16 protein-coding genes and 1 pseudogene are annotated in these 21,943 nt (G+C 64.1%); 9 read left to right on the plus strand and 8 right to left on the minus strand.

Features of this window, described 5'->3' with window-relative positions:
* From AC5O5I_RS12410 to qhpG, 3 genes are read left to right on the plus strand one after another with little or no spacing between them, the layout of a single operon-like run.
* Nucleotides 1–1,734 (plus strand): ABC transporter ATP-binding protein, encoded by a 1,734-nt coding sequence (locus tag AC5O5I_RS12410; RefSeq protein WP_172286590.1) that lies wholly within the window; start codon nucleotides 1–3, stop codon nucleotides 1,732–1,734.
* The gene (gene qhpE / locus AC5O5I_RS12415) at nucleotides 1,724–2,401 is read left to right on the plus strand and encodes a subtilisin-like serine protease QhpE (protein WP_172286589.1); all 678 of its coding nucleotides are present in this window, start codon (nucleotides 1,724–1,726) and stop codon (nucleotides 2,399–2,401) included. The genes AC5O5I_RS12410 and qhpE overlap by 11 nt, the downstream gene beginning before the upstream one ends.
* The gene (gene qhpG, locus AC5O5I_RS12420; protein ID WP_494512652.1) at nucleotides 2,394–3,686 is read left to right on the plus strand and encodes a flavin-dependent monooxygenase QhpG; all 1,293 of its coding nucleotides are present in this window, start codon (nucleotides 2,394–2,396) and stop codon (nucleotides 3,684–3,686) included. Before qhpE ends, qhpG begins: the two co-directional genes overlap by 8 nt.
* A gap of 90 nt (nucleotides 3,687–3,776) precedes the next feature.
* Here qhpG and AC5O5I_RS12425 read toward each other — a convergent pair whose 3' ends face one another.
* From AC5O5I_RS12425 to AC5O5I_RS12435, 3 genes are all read right to left on the minus strand, one after another.
* A complete protein-coding gene (locus AC5O5I_RS12425) occupies nucleotides 3,777–5,027 on the minus strand; it encodes an IS256 family transposase (protein WP_494511211.1) in 1,251 nt (416 codons plus the stop codon).
* A 166-nt stretch (nucleotides 5,028–5,193) separates the two neighbouring features.
* On the minus strand, nucleotides 5,194–6,507 hold the full coding sequence (locus AC5O5I_RS12430; protein WP_172286587.1) for an alginate export family protein: 1,314 nt from the start codon (nucleotides 6,505–6,507) through the stop codon (nucleotides 5,194–5,196).
* Nucleotides 6,508–6,644: 137 nt separating this feature from the next.
* Nucleotides 6,645–8,138, minus strand: coding sequence for an aldehyde dehydrogenase family protein (locus AC5O5I_RS12435; RefSeq protein WP_494512653.1), 1,494 nt, complete (start codon nucleotides 8,136–8,138; stop codon nucleotides 6,645–6,647).
* Nucleotides 8,139–8,633: 495 nt separating this feature from the next.
* Between AC5O5I_RS12435 and peaA the strand changes: the two genes are divergently transcribed.
* The 5 genes from peaA (at nucleotide 8,634) to AC5O5I_RS12460 (ending at nucleotide 14,968) form a co-directional block, all read left to right on the plus strand.
* Complete coding sequence (peaA, locus tag AC5O5I_RS12440) at nucleotides 8,634–10,199, plus strand: quinohemoprotein amine dehydrogenase subunit alpha (RefSeq protein ID WP_494512654.1); 1,566 nt, start codon at nucleotides 8,634–8,636, stop codon at nucleotides 10,197–10,199.
* A gap of 48 nt (nucleotides 10,200–10,247) precedes the next feature.
* Nucleotides 10,248–11,678 carry a quinohemoprotein amine dehydrogenase maturation protein gene (gene peaB, locus AC5O5I_RS12445; RefSeq protein WP_172231540.1) on the plus strand — a complete coding sequence of 477 codons (1,431 nt, stop codon included), beginning with the start codon at nucleotides 10,248–10,250 and terminating at the stop codon, nucleotides 11,676–11,678.
* Between the two features lies 1 nt (nucleotide 11,679).
* Nucleotides 11,680–12,003 (plus strand): quinohemoprotein amine dehydrogenase subunit gamma, encoded by a 324-nt coding sequence (qhpC, locus tag AC5O5I_RS12450; protein ID WP_012272119.1) that lies wholly within the window; start codon nucleotides 11,680–11,682, stop codon nucleotides 12,001–12,003.
* A 32-nt stretch (nucleotides 12,004–12,035) separates the two neighbouring features.
* Entirely contained in the window at nucleotides 12,036–13,157 is a 1,122-nt protein-coding gene (gene peaD / locus AC5O5I_RS12455; RefSeq protein ID WP_172287260.1) for a quinohemoprotein amine dehydrogenase subunit beta, read from the plus strand.
* A 137-nt stretch (nucleotides 13,158–13,294) separates the two neighbouring features.
* Complete coding sequence (locus AC5O5I_RS12460) at nucleotides 13,295–14,968, plus strand: fatty acid CoA ligase family protein (protein ID WP_172287259.1); 1,674 nt, start codon at nucleotides 13,295–13,297, stop codon at nucleotides 14,966–14,968.
* Between the two features lie 92 nt (nucleotides 14,969–15,060).
* On the opposite strand, the gene mobA is transcribed toward AC5O5I_RS12460, so the two are convergent.
* From mobA to AC5O5I_RS12485, 5 genes and pseudogenes are all read right to left on the minus strand, one after another.
* Nucleotides 15,061–15,609, minus strand: a complete 549-nt coding sequence (mobA, locus tag AC5O5I_RS12465; RefSeq protein WP_494512758.1) for a molybdenum cofactor guanylyltransferase MobA — start codon at nucleotides 15,607–15,609, stop codon at nucleotides 15,061–15,063.
* A gap of 9 nt (nucleotides 15,610–15,618) precedes the next feature.
* Nucleotides 15,619–16,347 (minus strand): annotated as a pseudogene (locus tag AC5O5I_RS12470) (Fic/DOC family protein); the annotation flags it as partial.
* Nucleotides 16,344–16,613: a hypothetical protein gene (locus AC5O5I_RS12475; protein WP_172287258.1), complete on the minus strand. Its 270-nt coding sequence runs from the start codon at nucleotides 16,611–16,613 to the stop codon at nucleotides 16,344–16,346. The pseudogene AC5O5I_RS12470 and the gene AC5O5I_RS12475, both read right to left, overlap by 4 nt.
* A 42-nt stretch (nucleotides 16,614–16,655) precedes the next feature.
* Entirely contained in the window at nucleotides 16,656–19,802 is a 3,147-nt protein-coding gene (locus tag AC5O5I_RS12480) for a multidrug efflux RND transporter permease subunit (RefSeq protein ID WP_494512655.1), read from the minus strand.
* 11 nt (nucleotides 19,803–19,813) lie between these two features.
* Entirely contained in the window at nucleotides 19,814–20,989 is a 1,176-nt protein-coding gene (locus AC5O5I_RS12485; protein WP_172228000.1) for an efflux RND transporter periplasmic adaptor subunit, read from the minus strand.
* Nucleotides 20,990–21,238: 249 nt separating this feature from the next.
* Between AC5O5I_RS12485 and AC5O5I_RS12490 the strand changes: the two genes are divergently transcribed.
* The gene (locus tag AC5O5I_RS12490; RefSeq protein WP_172227998.1) at nucleotides 21,239–21,940 is read left to right on the plus strand and encodes a response regulator; all 702 of its coding nucleotides are present in this window, start codon (nucleotides 21,239–21,241) and stop codon (nucleotides 21,938–21,940) included.
* Nucleotides 21,941–21,943 lie beyond the last annotated feature (3 nt).

A 21,943-nucleotide genomic window follows, 5' to 3' on the forward strand; every position in this document is an offset into this window, starting at 1 on the left:
ATGGGCGGCCTGTTCGCAAGGCTGGTGGACTCCAGCGACCCTGTACTCATGCGCCAGGCATTAGCCTGGCTGTATGGTTTCGTCCGACCCCACCGCCGCGCCATCGGCGTGCTGCTGGGCCTGTCGCTGGGCGCCTCGCTGCTGGCACTGGCGCAACCCTGGCTGGTCAAGACGCTGATCGACGAAGGCCTGTTGGCCAAGGACTACCAGACGCTCTGGCACATGGCGGCGATCATGATCGGCGCCGGTGTGCTGGGCACCGTGCTGGCCGGGGTCAACCGCTACCTGCATACTCGCTTGTCGGGGCGCATCCTGTTTGCCCTGCGCGATGACCTTTACCGTCACCTGCAGCAGTTGTCGCCAACGTTCTACGGCCGGCGGCGCACCGGTGACATTCTTTCGCGGCTGGATGGCGATGTGGCGGAGATCCAGCGCTTTGCCGTGGACTCGCTGTTTTCGGCGGTGTCGGCGGTGATCGGCCTGGTCGGTGCGGTGGCATTGATGCTGATGCTCTCGTGGCAACTGTCGCTGCTGCTGGCCTTGCTGATCCCGATCGAGGTGCTGTGGCTGCGCTGGATGCGGCGCAAGGTGGAGCGCGAAGTGCGCAGCCTGCGCGAGCGCTCGGCGGATGTGTCGTCGTTCCTGGTCGAAACCCTGCCGGCGATGAAGTTCATCCAGGCCGCCGGCCAGCAAGATCGCGAGGCAGGGCGCCTGGACCAGCTGGGGCAGGGCTACATGCGCCAGTTGCTGAAGGTGCAGGTGACCGAATTCTTCACCCAGGCCATCCCCGGTACGCTGACCTCATGGTGTCGCGCCTGCGCGTTCCTGGTCGGCGGCTGGTGGGTGATCCAGGGGACCTGGCAGTTGGGGGCGCTGATCGCCTTTTCAACCTACATGGGCATGGCGGTGGGGCCGGTACAAAGCCTGCTGGGGCTGTACGTGGCGGTGCAGCGCATGGCAGTGAGCCTGGGGCGGGTGATGGAGCTCAAGCAGGAGGCCGTGGCCGTGCGCCCGGCGGCCAACCCGCAACCCATGCCCGATGGCCCGGGCGAACTGCGCCTGGAAGCACTGTGCTTTAGCCATGCAGGCCGCCAGGGCGCCGTGCTGAACAACGTGCAGGTGTGCGTGCCGGGGGGGCTGAAGGTGGCCATCAGCGGCGCCTCTGGCGTGGGCAAGTCGACCCTCATCGACCTGTTGCAGCGCTTCTACGACCCTGACGCAGGGCGCATCCTGCTGGACGGCACCGACCTGCGCGAACTGGACCTGGCCGCGCTGCGTCGAAGTATCGCCGTGGTCAGCCAGGACATCGTGCTGTTCCGCGGCACCCTGGCGCAGAACCTGGCCTACAGCGTGCCCGAGGCCAGCCGTGCGGAGCTGGAGCGGGTGGTGCGCCTGGCGCGACTGGACAGCCTGGTCGAGAGCCTGCCGCTGGGCCTGGACGGCCTGCTGGGCGAGCGTGGCCAGCAACTGTCTGGTGGGCAGAAGCAGCGCATCGCCATCGCTCGCGCGGTGCTGCAAGCGCCGGCGATCCTGGTGCTGGACGAAGCCACGTCGGCAGTCGACGAGTCCACCGAGCGTGAAGTGATTGCGGCTATCGACCAGCTGTTCGCCGGCCGCACGCGCATTTTGATCAGCCACCGCGCCTCGACCCTGGCCGATGCGGATCTGCACCTGCACTTGTCGGACGGCAAGTTGCAGGTACTGCCGCAGGAGGTGATCAGGCATGGGCACTGATCTGCGGATTGGCGTTATCGACAGTGGCTGCTCGCCAGAGCAAGCCAATGGTGCAATAGATGCCCGGCGTTTCTGGCTGGAAGACGGCCAGTTGCGTGAAGGCGCGATGCTGCCCGACCAACTCGGCCACGGCAGCGCGGTGCTTGCCAGCTTGCAACGTGCGGCCGGCCCGGTGCCGCTGCTGGTAGCTCAGGTGTTCGGCGCCCAGGCCAGCACCAGCGCATTGCAGGTGGCGGCCGCGCTGCTGTGGCTGGTGGAAGCCGGCGCTACGCTGGTCAACCTGAGCCTGGGGTTGCAGCAGGATCGGCCGGTGCTGCATCAGGCCTGCGCCGAGGCGCTGGCGGCGGGCGTGCTGTTGTGCGCATCCAGCCCGGCACAGGGCGCAGCGGTGTACCCGGCCAGTTATGAGGGGGTGATTCGTGTCACTGGCGATGCCCGTTGCGCACCTGGGCAATGGTCGTGGCTGGGTACCCGGCAGGCGGATTTTGGTGGCTACGTAGGGGCGGCGGGTAGCGCGGGCGCGAGCCTGGGTTGTGCGGCCGTGAGCGGGAGGATTGCAGCCCTGCTGCATGAACAGCCGGGGCTGGACCGGCATCAGGTTCATGACTGGTTGCGCCATCACGCAGCATTTATCGGCCCCGAGCGACGAGGGGCCAGCCATGCCTGAGCCGCGCATTGTGGTGTTGGGTGCTGGGCCGGCAGGCGCGGCCACAGCGATTGGGTTGCGGCGCCTGGGGTACGCGGTAACGGTCGTTTCCGAATGGCGCCGGTTCGCTGCAGTTGAAGGTGTATCGCAACGGGTGCTTGAGGGCTTGCGCAACGCGGGGCTCGGTGGCGCCTTGAGCCAGGCGGCGATGCCCGCTAACCGGCAGGTGCACTGGAACGGCCAGCACTTGCAGATGAACCAGGAGTTTCTACTCGACCGGCAACGCTTCGACCGCGCGCTGCGCGACGATCTTCTGCGTGCGGGAGTGAGCGTGGTCGAAGGCCGGGTGCGCGAGGTTGTGCCCGGGGACGGCCATTCCGTTCGGCTGGATGATGGGCAAGTACTACCGGCCGATTTCCTGGTTGAAGCCCGCGGGCGCCAGGCCCCACTGGCCGCAGACCGCCGGCGCGGACCGGAAACGGTCAGCCTGCTGAGCGGCTGGCAGAGTCTTCCGGGCAAGCCGGCGTCAGCGGTAGAAAGCCTGGAGGATGGCTGGGCGTGGATGGCGCGCCTGGAAGATGGCCGCTGTTACTGGCAGGTCACCCTGGATGCCGCCGGGCTGCCGGGCAAAGCCGGGTTGGCCGATTACTGCGCAGCGCGGCGTGCCCGCAGCGCGCTGGTGGCAGAACTGTTCGACGCCCAGGCGCTGCTGCCCGCGCAGGTGCATGCGCGCAGCAGTACCGCCATTCTTGCCGGTGAATGTGTTGGGCCGGACTGGATACGCGTGGGCGATGCGGCGATGGCGGTTGACCCGCTGTCGGGCAACGGGATCTTTCAGTCGCTGTCTTCGGCGTTGCAGGCACCGGTGGTGATCAACACCTTGCTGCGCAAGCCCGAGCGAGCTGCATTGGCGCAGCAGTTTCACCAGCAACGGGTCGAGCAGCTGTTCTTGCGCTTTGCTCGCATTGGCCGGGATTTCTACACGCAGGAGCAGGGGTGGGCAGGGCAGGCATTCTGGGGGCAGCGCCAAGGTTGGCCGGATGCGCAGCCATTGCATCTGGCGGCGGATTGGCAGGCAGTTCGGGTTGAGCGACGGCCTGTACTGCGTGATGGGCTGGTGGATGCGGCCGAGGTGGTGGTGACGGCGGACCAGCCGTTGGGGGTGTGGCATCTGCAGGGGGTGGAGTTGGCGCCGGTGGTGCGGGAAATACGCAGTGGCCGGCCAGTCGAGGCAGTGTTGTCAGGGCTGGCGGTTGAACAGCAGGTCATGGTGCGGCGGTGGGTGTTGGAGCAGGGGTTGGCTTGATATCGCCGGGGCCGCTTTGCGGCCCATCGGGGAGTGTCAGGTTTTTTGTGTGCGGGCCGGTAACGGCCTGCCGCCCGGCAGGCCTTGATTTCACCAGGTTGGCCTGATGAACCGATCTCCGTACAGAATCGCAAATTGATTCATCGCACTTTTCCAGTCATGCGCCGCTGCCCCCCAGTTCGCTGTGATGTTGCGCAGCCCCAGCCAGATCAGTTTGGTCGCCGCGTCGTCGTTCGGGAAGTGACCGCGGGTTTTGATGATCTTGCGTAGCTGAGCGTTGATACTCTCGATGGCGTTGGTGGTGTAGATCACCTTCCGGATGGCCGGTGGGAAAGCAAAGAACGGAATCACTCGATCCCACGCCCGTCGCCAGGCAGTCACCACTGTTGGATATTGCGTGCCCCAAGGCCCGCTTTCAAACTCATCCAGTGCCTGTTCAGCCGCCTGGGCGTTGATGGCCTGATAGATCGGTTTGAGAGCCTTGGCCAAGGCTCGACGCTTGTCCCAGGCCGCATAAGCGAGGCTGTTGCGGATCAGGTGGACGATGCAGGTCTGCAGTGTCGTCTCCGGAAATACTGCACTGAGCGCTTCCGGCATGCCTTTGAGGCCGTCGGTTACGGCAATCAGCACATCCTCGACGCCGCGCGTCCTGAGGTCATTGAATACCTTCATCCAGAACTTCGCACCTTCGGTGTTCTCAATCCAGATGCCAAGAATATCGCGCGTTCCATCTGGCAAAACGCCCAGTGCCAAGTAGATCGCTTTATTGCGAACCAAGCCTTCTTCGCGAATTTTGACCCGCAGAGCATCAAAGAAAATGACCGGATACATCGGCTCCAGAGGCCGCTGTTGCCACGCGCCAATCTCCTCCATGACCTCGTCGGTCACGGAACTGATGAAGTCGGGCGAGACCTCTGTTCCATACTGCTCGGAGAGAAAGGCACGGATTTCTCTGACCGTCATACCGCGGGCATACATGGCGATGATCTTGTCGTCAAAACCGGTGTAACGGCGCTCATGTTTGGGGATCAAAATGGGCGAAAAGCTGCCATCCCGGTCACGAGGGATATCCAGCCTTAGCGGGCCATCACCAGTGAGTACCGTTTTGCCGCTCTTCCCATTTCGCTGGTTGGTTTCATCCACCGGGCGCTGCGCGCCCGGTGGATAGCCCAGATGATGACCCAGTTCGGCATTCAAGGCTCGCTCTATCAGCGCCTTCTTGAATGCCGCAGAGGCTTCTTCGATGGCTTCTGCGGTCATCAGCGGAACAGCGGAAAACTGTTCCAGCAGCTCTTTCGGAACCTTTGGTAACTCTCGGAGCGGTTTTTTTTTGGTTGGCATACATGCACCTCTTACTCATGTTATGCCCGAACACAAAATTTCTGACACCCTCGCCCATCGCCGGCAAGCCAGCTCCCACAGGTACTGCACAAAACCCAGAATTTGCGCTGTACCTGTGGGAGCTGGCTTGCCGGCGATGGCTGCAAAGCAGCCCCTGGATCTCAAATCAGAAGAAGGTCCCGACAATCAACTGCATATAGGTCCCGGTATCCCGCCCGCCCAGCTGCGTACCACCAGTCGCAGCACTACGCTCCGGCTTGTAGAACCCGACCACCGGGCTGATCAGCAGGTGGTCGTTGACCATCCATTCCACATACAGGTCCAGCTCCCGCCCGCCGAGGTTGCCCTGGTCGGTGTCCAGGGTATCGAAGTCGAAATACAGCGCGCCCACTGTCAGGTTGTCCCGTGGCTTGCCCTTCAGCGCCACGTGGTGCACCTGGCTGTTCTTGTTGAACGGCCCGGCATAGTTGGCTGCCACTTCGCCCTGGAACCAGGTGCCGTAGCCACGGCTCAGGCCATAGAACAACGGGTCGAAGCCTTCCGAGAAACGGCTGTAGCGGTAGGTGGCGGTGGGGGTCCAGGGCAGTTCGGAGAAGGTCCAGTTGCCTTCCAGGTACCAGGCGTTCTCGCGCCCGCCTGTCTTGTCCTGAGTGACGTACTCGGCGGCCAGCTCCAGGTCCTTCACACCGAGGTTGCCGCGCCCGCGCAGGCTGGCGGTGTCCATGCCGTCGCGGTGTTCCAGGCCCAGCAGCTGCGCATAGCGCTGGTCCACGTCGAGCCCGCGGATCCAGCTGAGGCCTACGGTGCCGTTGTCGCCGACATGCTCCAGGTTGGCCACTGCCATTGAGGTATCGGCCTGATAATGGTTGTCGGACTTCAGCCACATCAGGTCGCCGCGCCAGCCCTGCTTGCCGCCCAGGCGCAGTACGGCGGTGCGGTCGAAGGCCTTGCGTGCGGCCAGGTAGTAGGCGCCACCGCGGTCGAAGTTGGCACCCAGGTCGACCTTGCCGAGGTTGACCGGGTCACCCTGGATCAGGAAGCCGTCGCCCAGGGTGACCACCTGGCGGCCAGCCGAAATGTCCACGCCGTCTTCGCCCAGTGCCGGGAACAGGTTGGCCGAGCGCCAGCCCAGGTACAGGTCTTCGATGGCGGTACGGCGCTCGTCGCCCAGGGTCAGCCCGGCGGCATCACCATCGCCCCAGGTGGCGGAGCTGAGCAGGTTGAAGGCGCCATAGAGCGCGCCGCTATCGGCCAGGGCCTGGCTGCCGCTGAGTCCGTATTTCGCGTAGCCCTCCTGCCAGGCGCTGCTGCCCGGCTGGCGGTTGCCGGCCTGGTTGAAGCTTTCGTCGCTGTGGAAAACACCCAACAGGGCTTCGAGTTCGGCGTTGAGGGTGGTGCCGTTGTGGTTGTACAGCTCGTAGGCTTGGCTGGCGGGGGCGGCTAGCAGCAGGGCCAATGTGCAGGCGAGTGTGTGCCTCATGGGTTTGCTCCATGGTTTTTTATTGTTGTTTTTGTAGTGCCTGTACCGGCCCCTTCGCAGCACAAGGCTGCTCCTGCAAGGACTGCGCGACCGTAGGAGCAGCCTTGCGCTGCGAAGGGGCCGGTACAGGAAAATGATCAGAGCTTGATCAACACCGACTTGAGCTCGGTGTAGTGCTCGATGGCCGCAGCGCCCATCTCGCGACCAACGCCAGACATCTTGTAGCCGCCAAACGGCAGCGCCGGGTCCAGCGCGCTGTGGCAGTTGACCCACACCGAGCCGGACTTGATACGCGGGATCATCCTGTGCACAGCCGCCAGGTCGTTGGACCAGATGCTCGCGCCCAGGCCGTAGGGGTTGTCGTTGGCCATGCCGATCACTTCGTCGAGGTCATCGAACGGCATCGCCACCAGCACCGGCCCGAAGATTTCTTCCTGCACCAGGCGGTGGCGCTGGTCGACATCGACGATCACCGTCGGTTTGACGAAGTAACCCGGCCCGAAGCTTTCACCGCCACAGGCAATGGTCGCACCCAGTTCGCGGCCCAGTTCGATGTAGCCGGTGACGCGGTCCTGCTGTTTGGCCGAAATCAATGGGCCCATCTGCACCGCCGGGTCCAGCCCGCTGCCCAGCTTCATGCCGTTGGCGATGCCGGCGATGTCGGCCACCACGTTGTCGAAGTGCTTGCGGTGCACATACAGCCGCGAGCCCGCGCAGCACACCTGGCCCTGGTTGAAGAAAATCGCCGTGGCCGCACCGGCAGCGGCTTCCTGCAGGTTGGCGTCGGGCATGACGATGGTCGGCGACTTGCCGCCCAGTTCCAGGGTCACGCGGGTCATATTGTCCATGGCCGCCTTGCCGATCAGCTTGCCGACTTCGGTGGAGCCGGTGAAGGTGAGCTTGTCCACCCCGGGGTGGCGGCTGAGCGCGGCGCCGGCATTCAGGCCGGTGCCGGTGATCACATTGAATACACCGGCCGGGTAGCCGGCCTCGTCTACCAGTTCCGCCAGCTTCAGCACGCTCAGCGGTGTTTCGTCGGCGGGCTTGAGCACCACGGTGCAGCCGGTGGCAAGCGCCGGCCCGAGCTTCCAGCAGGCCAGCAGCAGCGGGAAGTTCCAGGCGACGATGGCACCGACCACGCCCACTGCCTCGCGGCGGATGAAACCGTGGAACTGGTCGTTGGGCATCAACGGCATCGAGGCTTCGACGGTGCTACCCTCGATCTTGGTGGCCCAGCCGGCCATGTAGCGCAAGAAGTCGATGGCCAGTTGCACGTCCATTACCTGGGCCACGGCGGCGCTCTTGCCGTTGTTCAGGCATTCCAGTTCGGCCAGCTGGCGGGCATCGCGCTCCATCAGGTCGGCCAGGCGCCACAGCAGGTTCTGCCGCTCGCGCGGGCGCAGGCGGCTCCAGGGCGAATCATCGAAGGCCTGGCGCGCCGCGCGGACCGCGCGGTCGACATCTTCGGCCTCGGCCGCGGGCACTTCGCCCAGTACTTCGCCGGTGGCCGGGTTGCGGAACGACAGGGTGCGGCCATTGGCGGCGTCCTGCCAGTCGGCGCCAATGCGCATTTTCAGCTTGCGTTCCAGGAAGGCGCGGGTGGCGGGCAGGATGGGCAGTTCGGAAAGCATGGGGGCGGTGCCTCTTGTCATTGGATGTGACGGGCACTGGCGCAATGGCCGTGCCAAGCTGCGCAGATGGCCGCAAAGCGTTGAAGGGGTTGGGGTTTGCCGAGTTGCAAGGTTGTCGTTGCAGGTGTGCGCTGTTGCACATTGAGACGGTGTGAGACGGTTGTGAAACAGTGGCCTCAAGGCCCGATCGCCGGCAAGCCAGCTCGCACAGGTACAGCACAGGTCTTCAAGGCAGTGGTTAATCTGTGGGAGCTGGCTTGCCGGCGATTGGCCTGCGCAGCAGGCCCTGTCTCAGGATGAAACACCCTGTCGCGAAATGGCACGCTGCATTTGGCTATCCCAGCTGGGAGTAAAGCCCTTAAAACCGGCTAAAAGGTTGAAAGAAAACGGTTTTGCATCTCCTGGCACACTTCCTGTATCACAACCGTCACATGCACACCTGCTGTACCAAAGCGTGCGAAAAACGATAAGAACAACAACCGTGGAGGTCTGACCTTGAAGACGACTCGACTCCGGCGGCATGCGGGTAAACTGGCGCTGGTCGCCGCCGCGCTGCTGAGCACCCAGGCCATGGCGGCCGAGCAGGGCCCGAGCCTGTTGCAGAACAAGTGCATGGGGTGCCATATCCCCGAAGGTAACGATACCTACAGCCGTATCAGCCACCAGCGCAAAACGCCGGAAGGCTGGCTGATGAGTATTGCCCGGATGCAGGTGATGCATGGCCTGCAGATCAGCGACGACGACCGTCGCACCCTGGTCAAGTACCTGGCCGACAAGCAGGGCCTGGCGCCCAGCGAGACCGATGGCGTGCGCTACGCCATGGAGCGCCGGCTCAATACCGTCGAGCACTTCGACACCCAGCTCAGCGAAACCTGCGGCCGTTGCCACTCCGGTGCCCGCGTCGCCTTGCAACGGCGCCCGGCCAAGGAATGGGAGCACCTGGTCAACTTCCACCTCGGCCAATGGCCGTCTCTTGAATACCAGGCCCAGGCGCGCGACCGCGACTGGTTGCCCATCGCCCTGCAACAAGTGGTACCTGAACTGGCCAAGCGCTACCCGCTGGATAACCCTGCATGGGCCGAATGGCAGAAGGCGCGGCCCAAGGCCGACGCGCTGCCGGGGCAGTGGGCATTCAGCGGCCACATGCTGGCCAAGGGCGATGTGCACGGGGTGATGAGCGTCTCGGCCGAGGAGGGCGATACCTTCAAGGTCGAGGTCAAGGGCGCGTACGCCGATGGCACGCCGTTCAACGGCAGCGGCTCGGCAATCCTCTACAACGGTTATGAATGGCGCGGCAACGTCAAGGTTGGCGATGCCAACCTGCGTCAGGTGTTCGCTGCGCTGGACGGCGAAATGAAAGGCCGCATGTTCGAGGCCGAGCACGATGAGCGCGGGCTGGACTTCATTGCAGTCAAAGAAGGCAAGGCGCGCCTGCTGGCGGTGCAGCCTGCGTTCATCAAGGCCGGGGGCGAAAGCGAAATCAGCCTGGTTGGCAGTGGCTTGTCGGGCAAGCCGGACCTGGGCGCCGGGGTCGAGGTGACCGAGGTGCTGGAGCAGACCGCAACCCTGGTACGGGTCAAGGCCCGCGCCGCGGCGGATGCCAGGCCCGGCCAGCGCGAAGTCGCGGTGGGCGCACTCAAGGGCGTCAACCTGGCGGTGTACGACAAGGTCGATGAAGTGAAGGTGGTGCCGGCGTTCTCCATCGCCCGTATCGGCGAAAACGGCGCTTCGGTGCCGAAGGTGCAAGGCCGTTTCGAAGCCGAAGCGTGGGGCAAGGATGCTGATGGCCAGCCGCTGCGCATCGGCTACCTGCCGGCCAGCTGGAAGGTCGAGCCGTTCAACGAGCGTGCCGTCGAGGATCAGGACGTCAAGTTTGCCGGGCAGATGCAGGCCGATGGCGTGTTCGTGCCAGGCGGTGCCGGCCCCAACCCTGAGCGCAAGATGATGACCAACAACGCTGGCAACCTGAAGGTCATCGCCACGCTGGCCGACGGCGGCCAGACGGGCGAAGGGCACATGATCGTCACCGTTCAGCGCTGGAACAACCCACCGCTGCCATGACGGCAGCACGTAACGGTTTTCCCACGCATCGATTACCGGGAGGTCGCCATGGGCGCACTACTGAACCTTGTCGAACGCAACCTGCACGAAGTGCAGGTCGACGCCGACCGCATGCTGTTTCATATTCCTAGCAGTTCGCTGTTCACCGCCGATGCGGTAACCGGCGGCATCATCGATTCCCTGCGCCAGCAAGGCTGCTCGGCCGAGGAGCTGATGCAGCGCCTTGGCCAGCAGTTTGCCGGTGACGATATCCAGGACACCCTGCGCGAGCTGATCGCGCTGGAGCTGGTCAGCGACGGCTCGCCGCTGACCCCCGAAATCGCCCTCAAGCAGGTCGAGCGCACCGCCTTGAACACCGTGGTGCTCAACGTCAACACTGGCTGCAACCTCAGCTGCACCTATTGCTACAAGGAAGACCTGGACAAGCCGTCCGCCGGCAAGAAGATGAGCACCGACACCGCCGAGGCCTCGGTGGAGATGCTGCTCAAGGAGTCGCCCGACGAGCAACGCTACAGCGTGGTGTTCTTCGGGGGCGAGCCGCTGTCCAACCGGCCGCTGATCGAGCACATGGTCGCCTATTGCGAACGGCGGTTCGCCGAAGCCGGCAAGCAGGTGGAGTTCATCATGACCACCAACGCCACCTTGCTTAACGAAGAGGTCATCGACTGGCTCAACGCCCACCGCTTTGGCCTGTCGATCAGCATCGACGGCCCCAAGACCGTGCACGACCGCAACCGCATTACCGTCGGCGGGCAGGGCACCTATGATGTGGTGCGGCGCAAGGCCGAACTGCTGCTGTCGCGCTACACCAGCCGCCCGGTCGGCGCGCGGGTAACCCTGACCCGTGGCATCACCGATGTCGAAACCATCTGGAACCACCTGTTCAACGAACTGGGCTTTGCTGAAGTCGGCTTTGCCCCGGTCACCTCCGGCGACATGGCCAACTTCAACCTCACCGGCGAAGAGCTGGTGCAGGTGTTCGCCAACATGAAAGCCCTGGGCCGGCGCTACCTGGAGGCGGCGCTGGAGCACCGCAATATTGGCTTCTCCAACCTGCACCAGCTGATCACCGACATCCATGAAGGCCACAAGAAAGCCCTGCCGTGCGGCGCCGGGCTGAAGATGCTGGCGGTGGACCACGAGGGCGAGCTGAACCTGTGCCATCGCTTCACCGGCTCCAGCCTGCCCACCTTCGGCAACGTGCACCAGGGCGTGAAGCAGGCGCAGCTCAACGACTTTCTGTCGCAGCGCCTGGACCGCAGCAACACCGGCTGCGAGAGCTGCCGTATCCGCAACCTGTGTTCCGGCGGCTGCTACCACGAAAGCTACGCGCGCTACGGCGACCCGCAGCACCCGACCTACCACTACTGCGAACTGATGCGCGACTGGGTCGACTTCGGCATTGAAGTCTACAGCCGCATCATGGCCGCCAACCCGGCCTTCATCGACCGCTATATCACCCCGCGGAAGGCGCACTGACATGAAGCACTTGAAGCCCCTCAACAACAAGGCGCGCATCCTTGAGCAGGCCGCCGCCGAAGACCGCGTCGAAGAAGTAATGGCCATGAGCGCGGTGGCCGGCTGCACGGCCACCACCGACCCGGGCTGGGAGGTGGACGCATTTGGTGGTGTGAGCTCGCTGTGCCAGCCGATGGAAGCCGACCTGTATGGCTGCTCCGACCCTTGCTGGTGGCCGGCCCAGGTGCCGGACATGATGAGCACCTACCAGGACTGGAACGCCCAGGCGACCAACTCGGCGGATGACTGGCGCAACCTCGGCACCGTGTTCCCGAAAGACAAGTGACCGGCCCGACAAGAATGACAAGGGGAAACCGCATGAAAGCTGGACGCTGCGCGCAACTCGCGCTCACCATCGCTGCCACGGCCTGCGCCGGGCTGGTACAGGCCGACGACAACGGGCCGGCGCTGAAGGCTGGCCACGAATACATGATCGTGACCAACTACCCGAACAACCTGCACGTGGTCGATGTGGCCAGTGACACGGTGTACAAAAGCTGCCAGATGCCCGACAAGTTCGGCCCCGGCACTGCCATGATGGCGCCGGACAACCGCACCGCCTACGTGCTCAACAACCACTACGGCGACATCTACGGCATCGACCTGGATACCTGCAAGAACACCTTCCACGCCAACCTGTCCAGCGTGCCGGGCGAGGTCGGCAAGTCGATGTACTCGTTCGCCGTCAGCCCCGATGGCAAGGAAGTGTACGCCACGGTCAACCCGACCCAGCGCCTGAACGACCACTATGTTGTCAAACCACCGCGCCTGGAGGTGTTCAGCACTGCCGATGGCCTTGGCGCCAAACCGGTACGCACCTTCCCCATGCCGCGCCAGGTGTACCTGATGCGCACTGCCGACGATGGCAGCCTGTACGCCGCCGGGCCGGACATCTACAAGATGGACGTCAAAACCGGCAAGTACACGGTGGCCTTGCCGCTGCGCAACTGGAACCGCAAGGGCTACAGCGCCCCGGACGTGCTGTACTTCTGGCCACACCAGAACCCGCGCCACGAGTTCTCGATGTTGTACACCATTGCCAAATTCAAGGATGACAAACAGGACCCGAACGAGGCCGAATTGTTGTACGGCTACCTGAGCGTCGACCTGAAGACCGGAAAAACCCATACCCAGGAGTTTGCCGACCTGACCGAGCTGTACTTCACCGGCCTGCGCTCGCCCAAGGACCCGAACCAGATCTACGGCGTACTCAACCGCCTGGCCAAGTACGACATCAAGCAGCGCAAGTTGATCAAGGCGGCTAATCTGGAGCACACCTACTACTGCGTCACCTTCGACAAGAAGGGCGACAAGCTGTACCTGGGCGGCACGTTCAACGACCTGGCGGTGTTCAACCCGGATACGCTGGAGAAGGTGAAGAACATCAAGTTGCCGGGGGGCGACATGTCCACCACTACGCCGCAGGTGTTCATCCGCTGAACCGGTGCTGGCTTCTTCGCGGGCGCGCCCGCTCCCACATGGCTTTCACAATCGCTGAGAGCTGTGCAGTCCCTGTGGGAGCTGGCTTGCCGGCGATAGGGCCGGTGCAGGCAACACAAAACAACAAGAGAATCCCCATGCCCCAGCCAAGCTACTCCCAGGGCAACCAGGACAAAACCCTGCTGACCCAGTGCATCGGCGACGCCTTCGACACCACGGTCGCCCGCTTCCCGGACCGCGAGGCCCTCGTTGTCAGGCACCAAGGCCTGCGCTACACCTGGCAGCAACTGGCCGAAGCCGTCGACCAGCACGCCCGCGCACTGATCGCCCTGGGCGTGCAACCGGGCGATCGCCTCGGCATCTGGGCCCCCAACTGCGCCGAATGGTGCATCACCCAGTTCGCCAGCGCCAAGGTCGGGGCGATTCTGGTCAATATCAACCCGGCCTACCGCTCCAGCGAGCTGGACTACGCCCTCGGCCAGTCCGCTTGCCGCTGGGTGATCTGTGCCGACGCGTTCAAGAGCTCTGACTACCACGCCATGCTGCTGGGCCTGGTCCCCGGCCTGGCAAACGGCCAACCAGGCGCGTTGAATTGCGAACGTTTTCCCGAACTGCGTGGTGTGGTCAGCCTCGCCGCCGCGCCACCCTCGGGCTTCCTCGCCTGGCATGCCCTGCAGACGCGCGCCGGGGCGGTAAGCCGCGAAGCCCTGGTCGAGCGCCAGGCGCAACTGCGCTGCGACGACCCGATCAATATCCAGTACACCTCGGGCACCACGGGCTTCCCCAAGGGCGCCACACTCAGCCACAGCAACATCCTCAACAACGGCTACATGGTGGGTGAAAGCCTCGGGCTGACCGAACACGACCGGCTGGTGGTGCCGGTGCCGCTGTACCACTGCTTCGGCATGGTCATGGCCAACCTGGGCTGCATGACCCACGGCAGCACCCTGATCTACCCCAATGATGCCTTCGACCCGCTGGCGACATTGCGCGCGGTGGCCGAAGAAAAGGCCACTGCGTTGTATGGCGTGCCGACCATGTTCATCGCCGAACTGGATCACCCGCAACGGGGTGAGTTCGACCTGTCTAGCCTGCGCACCGGGATCATGGCCGGCGCCACCTGCCCGATCGAGGTGATGCGCCGGGTGATCGGCGAGATGCACATGGCCGAAGTGCAGATCGCCTACGGCATGACCGAGACCAGCCCGGTATCGCTGCAGACCGGGGCCACCGACGACCTGGAGCGACGTGTGACCAGCGTTGGGCGCACTCAGCCGCAGCTGGAGAACAAGGTCGTCGATGCCGATGGCAATACCGTGCCACGTGGCGAGATCGGCGAACTGTGCACCCGCGGCTATAGCGTGATGCTGGGGTATTGGAACAACCCCAAGGCGACTGCCGAAAGCATCGATGGCGACGGCTGGATGCACACCGGCGATCTGGCGGTAATGGACGAGCAGGGCTATGTGCGTATTGTCGGGCGCAGCAAGGACATGATCATTCGCGGCGGCGAGAACATCTACCCGCGCGAGCTGGAAGAGTTCTTCTTCACCCACCCGGCGGTGGCCGATGTGCAGGTGATTGGTGTGCCGTGCAGCAAGTACGGGGAAGAGATCGTGGCCTGGGTGCGGCTGCACCCGGGGCATGCGGCCAGTGCGCAGGAGCTGCGCGAATGGGCGAAGGCGCGGATAGCGCATTTCAAGGTGCCGCGGTATTTCCGCTTTGTCGATGAATTTCCGATGACGGTGACCGGCAAGGTGCAGAAGTTTCGTATGCGTGAGATCAGTGTCGAGGAGTTGGCTGCCAGCTGATGTATGGCCTGCACCGCCCTCTTCGCGGGTCTTGAGAAGCCCTGTGGGAGCGGGTTCACCCGCGAATAGGGCGGTACAGGCAACAGATGACTTCAGCCTTGCAGCAGCTCCGGGCTGTTGAAATTGCTCAACCGCCGATCCCCCTCAGCACACTCCAGTCCGTGGACCGGTTCGCGCAGCAAGGCTTTTTGCAAACTCCTTTCACCGCTCGCCCAAGCCTGCTCCAGCACCGGCAACACCCGGCGCGGCAGCACGCTGAACATCGGCTGCCAGTAACCGCCCTGGCGCACCATCGCCGCGCCGTCGTTCGCCACGGCCAGCCGCCGCAGATCGTTGATCAACCCGCGATCAACCAGCGGTGCATCACAGGCCAGCAGCACCACCCATTCCTGTCGCGCCACCTTCAGCCCGGCAATTACCCCCGCCAACGGCCCTGGATAATCCGCCTCTGCATCGCCCACCAACTGGTCGGCATACGCCCGATAGGCATCCTGGTTGCGGTTGCAGGAAATCACCAGATCATCGCTGAGTGGCCGCACTACCCGCTGCACATGCGCCACCAGCGGCGCGCCCTGCCACTCGATCAGCCCCTTGTCACGCCCGCCCATGCGCTGCCCGCGACCGCCGGCAAGAATCAACATGGAGCAAGCGGGGAGCGAGCGATAGCCGCGATACAATTGCTGCACCTCCGGGTCATCCAGGCTTTCGTACCTGATGTTCTCTTTATCCAGGCTATCCGGCCCCTGGATCGCGCCAATCAGTTCTGGCCATTGCGTTCTGTGTGAAACATCGACCAGAAAAGGCTGCAGGTACCGATCAAGATGGCCTTTCGACGGTTGGTTGATTTCAGCGCTCAACGCTGCAAGGTAGTCGTCCTTGCTGGTACGCGACCAGTCGATGGCGAAGCCGGCGCGATGACACAGCTCCATGAAAACCAGTAGTATCGTGCGGCCGTTTCCATCCAGGAAAGGGTGCGCATCTGCCAGCAAACCCAACACCTCGCCAGGATGCTGCCGGAGCCACTGCTGATCCTGTCCCAATTTCAACGCATGGGCGGCCCAATGCTGAATCTGGTCCGGGGGGCAGAATGCGGTGTGCCGAGGGTCGTTCTCCGTTCCCTTGAAAACCGCCAGCCTGGGCACCAGTTCGGTACGGTCCTTGCCGGCCCACGGATAGAAGTCCGAAAACAACAGATGATGTAGCGCAAGCAGGGTCTGGTAGGTGATGGGCTGGCAGGTCGACAGGAGGGCGATGGCGTCTTCGAGGCTGGCTTCAAATGCCAGATGTTCCATTCTTTTGACTTGCGCGGCATCTTTGAGCTTGAAGACGTTACGCAGGTAGCCTGCGCTTTCAAAATCGTAGAACGGATCGAACATCATGCGCTGATCTGTCGTCCATTGCCGCGCTGAGATGATTCGCTCAGATAGCGCGCTTCCAGCTCAAGCATCTTTTGTTTGCTGATAACGCCTTTTTTCTTGAGTGAAACCAGCAGACGTTCAAAGTCATCCAGGGCGACCAGGTCACCTGACAGGCGGGTAATCGTCATGGCCAGGTCGCTGAAATGGTCTTTTTGGCTGGTTACACCATGCTGTCTGGCAAGCGCCAGGACCTGGCTTTTGATGCTGGCATCGCAGGTGTTTTTCATTTCAGCTCCTCCACCGATGCCAGCAATATTAACATACCGGTTCTACTCGTGCGGGCGCTCCACCTGGCTGACGGCTGAAGCTTCGCTATGCCCACTGGCAGATCTGCTACGGCCCGCAACGCGCATCACCACTACAAAGAACACCGGCACGAACACCACCGCCAGGGTAGCGCTGAGCATGCCGCCGATCACTCCGGTGCCGATCGCCTGCTGGCTGGCCGAGCTGGCGCCGGTGGCGATGGCCAGTGGCACCACGCCGAGGATGAACGCCAGCGAGGTCATCACGATCGGCCGCAGGCGCAAGCGCGCGGCCTGTACGGCGGCGTCGACGGCATCGACCCCCTGATCGACCAGGCTCTTGGCGAACTCGATGATCAGGATGGCGTTTTTCGCCGACAGACCGATCAGGGTGATCAGGCCAACCTTGAAGAACACGTCGTTGGGCATGCCGCGCAGGGTTACCGCCAGCACCGCACCGAGCACGCCCAGCGGCACCACCAGCAGCACCGCGGTCGGGATCGACCAGCTTTCGTACAGCGCGGCCAGGCACAGGAACACCACCAGCAACGACAGCGCCATCAGCATCGGTGCCTGGCTGCCGGACAAGCGTTCCTGCAGCGACAGCCCGGTCCACTCCAGCCCAGCGCCTTCTGGCAACTGCGCCACCAGGCGCTCGATTTCGGCCATGGCTTCACCCGAGCTGTAGCCCGCCGCCGGCTCGCCGGAAATCGACACGGCCGGATAGCCGTTGTAGCGGGTCAGTTGCACCGGGCCGCTGACCCATTTGGCCTGAACAAACGCGCCCAGTGGCACCATCTTGCCGCTGTTGTTGCGCACGTGGATTTGCAGCAGGTCCTCGACCTGGCTGCGCTGGTCACCTTCGGCCTGCACCACCACCCGCTGCATGCGGCCCTGGTTGGGGAAGTCGTTGACGTAGCTGGAGCCCACGGCCACGTCCAGCACTGTGCCAATGTCGGCAAACGACACGCCCAGGGCGTTGGCCTGGCGGCGGTCGATCTCCAGCTGCACCTGCGGGCTCTCCGCCAGCGAGGCTTCGCGCACGTTGGTCAGCAGCTTGCTTTTGCCGGCACTGGCCAGCAGTGCATCGCGGGCGGCCATCAGCTCGGCGTGGCCCATGCCGCCGCGGTCCTGCAGGCGGAACTCGAAGCCGGTCGATTCACCCAGGCCGTCGATTGGCGGCGGCAGCACCGAGTAAGCCACGGCGTCCTTGAGCTGGGTGAAGGCCATGGTCGCGCGGTCGGCAATCGACTGGGCGCTGTCATCGGCGCCACGCGCGGACCAGTCCTTCAGCGTGGTGAACGCCAGGGCGGCGTTCTGGCCGCTGCCCGAGAAGCTGAAGCCCAGGATCAAGGTGGTGTTGCCCACCCCGGCTTCCTCGGCGTTGTGTGCTTCGATCTGCGCGGCCACCTGCTCGGTGCGCATGCGGCTGGCGCCGGGCGGCAGCTGAATGTCGGTGATGGTGTAGCCCTGGTCTTCGGTAGGCAGGAACGCGGTAGGCAGCTGGCTGAAACCATAGCCCAGCACCGCCAGCAGCACCGCGTACACCAGCAGGTAGCGGCCGCTGCGCTTCAGGGCCTGGATGACCCAGCGCTGGTAGCCGTTGCTCATCCTCTCGAAGCGGCGGTTGAACCAGCCGAAGAAGCCTTTGCGCTCATGGTGCTCGCCCTTGGCCAGCGGCTTGAGCAGGGTGGCGCACAGCGCGGGGGTCAGGCTGAGGGCCAGGAATGCCGAAAACAGGATCGACACCGCCATGGACACCGAGAACTGTTGGTAGATGACCCCAACCGAGCCTTGCATGAAGGCCATGGGCAGGAACACTGCCACCAGCACCAGGGTAATGCCGACAATCGCACCGCTGATCTGGCCCATGGCCTTGCGCGTGGCTTGCTTGGGCGGCAGGCCTTCCTCGGCCATGATCCGCTCGACGTTTTCCACCACCACGATGGCATCGTCCACCAGAATGCCGATGGCCAGCACCATGCCGAACAGGGTCAACACGTTGACCGAAAAGCCCATGGCCAGCATCACGGCAAAGGTGCCCATCAGCGCCACCGGCACTACCAGGGTCGGGATCAGCGTATAGCGCAGGTTCTGCAGGAACAGGAACATTACCGCAAATACCAGCAGCATGGCTTCGAACAGGGTATTGATGACCTGCTCGATGGACACTTTCACGAACGGCGAGGTGTCGTAGGGGATGTCGTACTTGACGCCTTCCGGGAAGTAACGCGCCAGGTCCTGCATCTTCGCCCGCACCAGGCTGGCGGTTTCCATGGCGTTGGCCCCCGGCGACAGCTGTACGCTGAAGGCGGTGGCCGGCTTGCCGTTCAGGCGGGTGCCGTACTGGTATTCCTGGGCACCGATCTCGACCCGCGCGACATCACCGATGGTTACGGTGGAACCGTCCGGGTTGGCGCGCAGGACGATGGCGGCGAACTCTTCGGGGCTGCTCAGCTGGCCCTTGACCACTACGTTGGCGGTAATTTCCTGGGTGTCGCGGCTGGGCAGGTCGCCAATGCTGCCGGGGGCGACCTGGGCGTTCTGCGCGGCGATGGCTTCGGCCACGTCGTTGGGCGTGAGGTGGAAACCGATCAGCTTGCGCGGGTCGATCCAGATGCGCATGGCCCGTTCCGAGCCATACAGCTGCGCTTTGCCGACGCCCTTGAGGCGGCGGATTTCGTTCATCACGTTGCGCGCGAGGATGTCCGACAGCGCGGTTTCATCCAGTTTGCCGTCCTCGGAGGTGAGGGTGGCCAGCAGCAGGAAGCCGGTGGAGACCTTTTCCACCTGCAGGCCCTGTTGGGTAACCGGGCGGGGCAGGCGTGACTCGACCACTTTCAGGCGGTTTTGCACATCGACCTGGGCCAGGTCGGGGTTGGTGCCCGGCTCGAAGGTGGCGGTGATGGTGGCGCTGCCCAGGCTGCTCTGCGACTCGAAATACAGCAGGTTGTCGGCGCCGTTGAGCTCCTGCTCGATCAGGCTGACCACGCTTTCGTCCATGGTCGCCGCCGAGGCGCCCGGGTACACGGCGTAGATTTCCACCTGCGGGGGTGCCACATTGGGGTACTGGGCCACCGGCAGTTGCGGGATGGCCAGCGCACCGGCCAGCAGGATGAACAGTGCCACCACCCAGGCGAACACCGGGCGGTCGATGAAGAATTGCGGCATGAATCAGGCCCTCACTGGCCGGTGTGCTGTGCGATGGGCGGCGCGGCCGATGCGTTGTCGACCTGCACCTGGTCACCGGCCTTGACGTGTTGCAGGCCCTCTACCACCACCCGCTCGCCGGCGGCCAGGCCTTCGCTGACGATCCAGCGGTCGCCCTGGGCGCTGCCCAGTACCACCTGGCGGTCGCTGACCCGGGCCTGCTGGTCGACCACCAGCACCTTGGGTACGCCGGCGCTGTCACGCAGGATGGCGCGTTGCGGCACGCTCAGGCCCTTGGGCTGCACCGCTTGCTCCAGGCGCACGCGTACGTAGCTGCCGGGCAGCAGGTCGAGGTCCGGGTTGGGGAACTCGCTGCGCAGGGTGATCTGGTTGGTGCTGGGGTCGACACTGATGTCGGAGAACAGCAGCTTGCCCGGCAGCGGGTAGGCGCTGCCGTCGTCCTGGATGAGCGTGGCGCGGGCCTGGCCGTCGCCCACCTGCTGCAGCTCGCCAGCACGCAGGGCGCGGCGCAGGGCGTTGAGCTCGCGGGTCGACTGGGTGACATCGGCATGGATCGGGTCGAGCTGCTGGATGGTCGCCAGCGGCGTGGTCTCGTTCTGCCCGACCAACGCACCCTCGGTGACCTGGGCACGCCCGATACGGCCGGAAATCGGCGCCGTCACGGTGGCGTAGCCGAGGTTAAGGCGGGCGCGCTCCAGCGCCGCCTTGGCTTCGGCCACCTCGGCGTCCGCTTGCAGGAAGCTGGCTTTGGCGTTGTCGTATTCCTGGCGGCTGACGGCCTTGTCATCGACCAGCTCGCGGTAGCGCTGCTCTTGCAGGCGTGCCTGGTACAGGGTGGCCTGGGCTTTGGCCAGGGTAGCCCTGGCGCTATCGTGGTCGGCCTTGAACGGCGCCGGGTCGATCAGGAACAGCACATCGCCGCGCTTGACGTCGCTGCCTTCACGGTACACCCGCTTGAGCACCACGCCGGCCACCCGGGCGCGCACTTCGGCAGTGCGCGGTGCCAGGATACGGCCGCTGAGTTCGCTGCTGATCGCCAGGGGCTGCAGTTGCAGGGTTTCCACCCGCACTTGCGGGGTGGGGGCCTGTTCGTCTTGCTCGGCGCTGTCGCCGCAGCCGGCCAGGGACAGGCTCAGAAACGCCAGAAGCGCCACCGGGCGCAGGCGAGGGGGGAACATAGTAGGCATACGGATCTTCCGTTGATGACCCGGCGTATGCTACGGCAGGTGCTGCCCGGGGGGCTGTTAATAGCTGTAGGGCGAGTGTGAAAAAGTGTGAAGAACAATCCTGTCGCGGTGTAGTGTTCTATATCCTGAGTGTTCCTGTACCGGCCTCTTCGCGGGTAAACCCGCTCCTGCAGGGTCACCATAATCCTTGGGATCCGTACCCGCAAAGAGGCCGGCAAGGTTTACCACCATCCAGATGCCCAAGCGCCTATGCCGAATATTATCCTGGTCGAAGACGACAGTGCCCTGTCCGAGTTGATCGCCAGCTACCTGCAACGCAACGACTTCCACGTCCAGGTGATCGCCCGTGGCGATCATGTGCTGGACGAGTACCGCAGGCAAAAGCCCGACCTGGTCATTCTCGACCTGATGCTGCCAGGCATCGATGGCCTGCAGTTGTGCCGCCTGCTGCGCCAGGAATCGCACAGCCTGCCGATCCTGATGCTGACCGCCCGCGACGACAGCCACGACCAGGTGCTGGGCCTGGAAATGGGCGCCGACGATTACGTCACCAAACCCTGCGAGCCCCGCGTGCTGCTGGCCCGGGTGCGCACCCTCCTGCGCCGTAGCAGCGTCAACGAGCCGCGCCTGGACAACGACCTGATCCTCATCGGCGGCCTGCGCATCGACCTGGCCGAACGCACGGTCAGCTGGCGCGGCGACGAGGTGGAGCTGTCCAGCGGTGAGTACAACCTGTTGGTAGTGCTGGCGCGCAATGCCGGCGAAGTGCTAAACCGCGACCGCATCCTGCAGCAGTTGCGCGGTATAGAGTTCAACGGCACCGACCGTTCGGTGGACGTGGCCATTTCCAAGCTGCGCCGCAAGTTCGACGACAACGCCGGCGAAGCGCGCAAGATCAAGACCGTGTGGGGCAAGGGCTACCTGTTCAGCCGTGTCGAGTGGGAGTGCTGACCG

The sequence above is a fragment of the Pseudomonas sp. 9_2_1 genome (genome assembly GCF_059295275.1).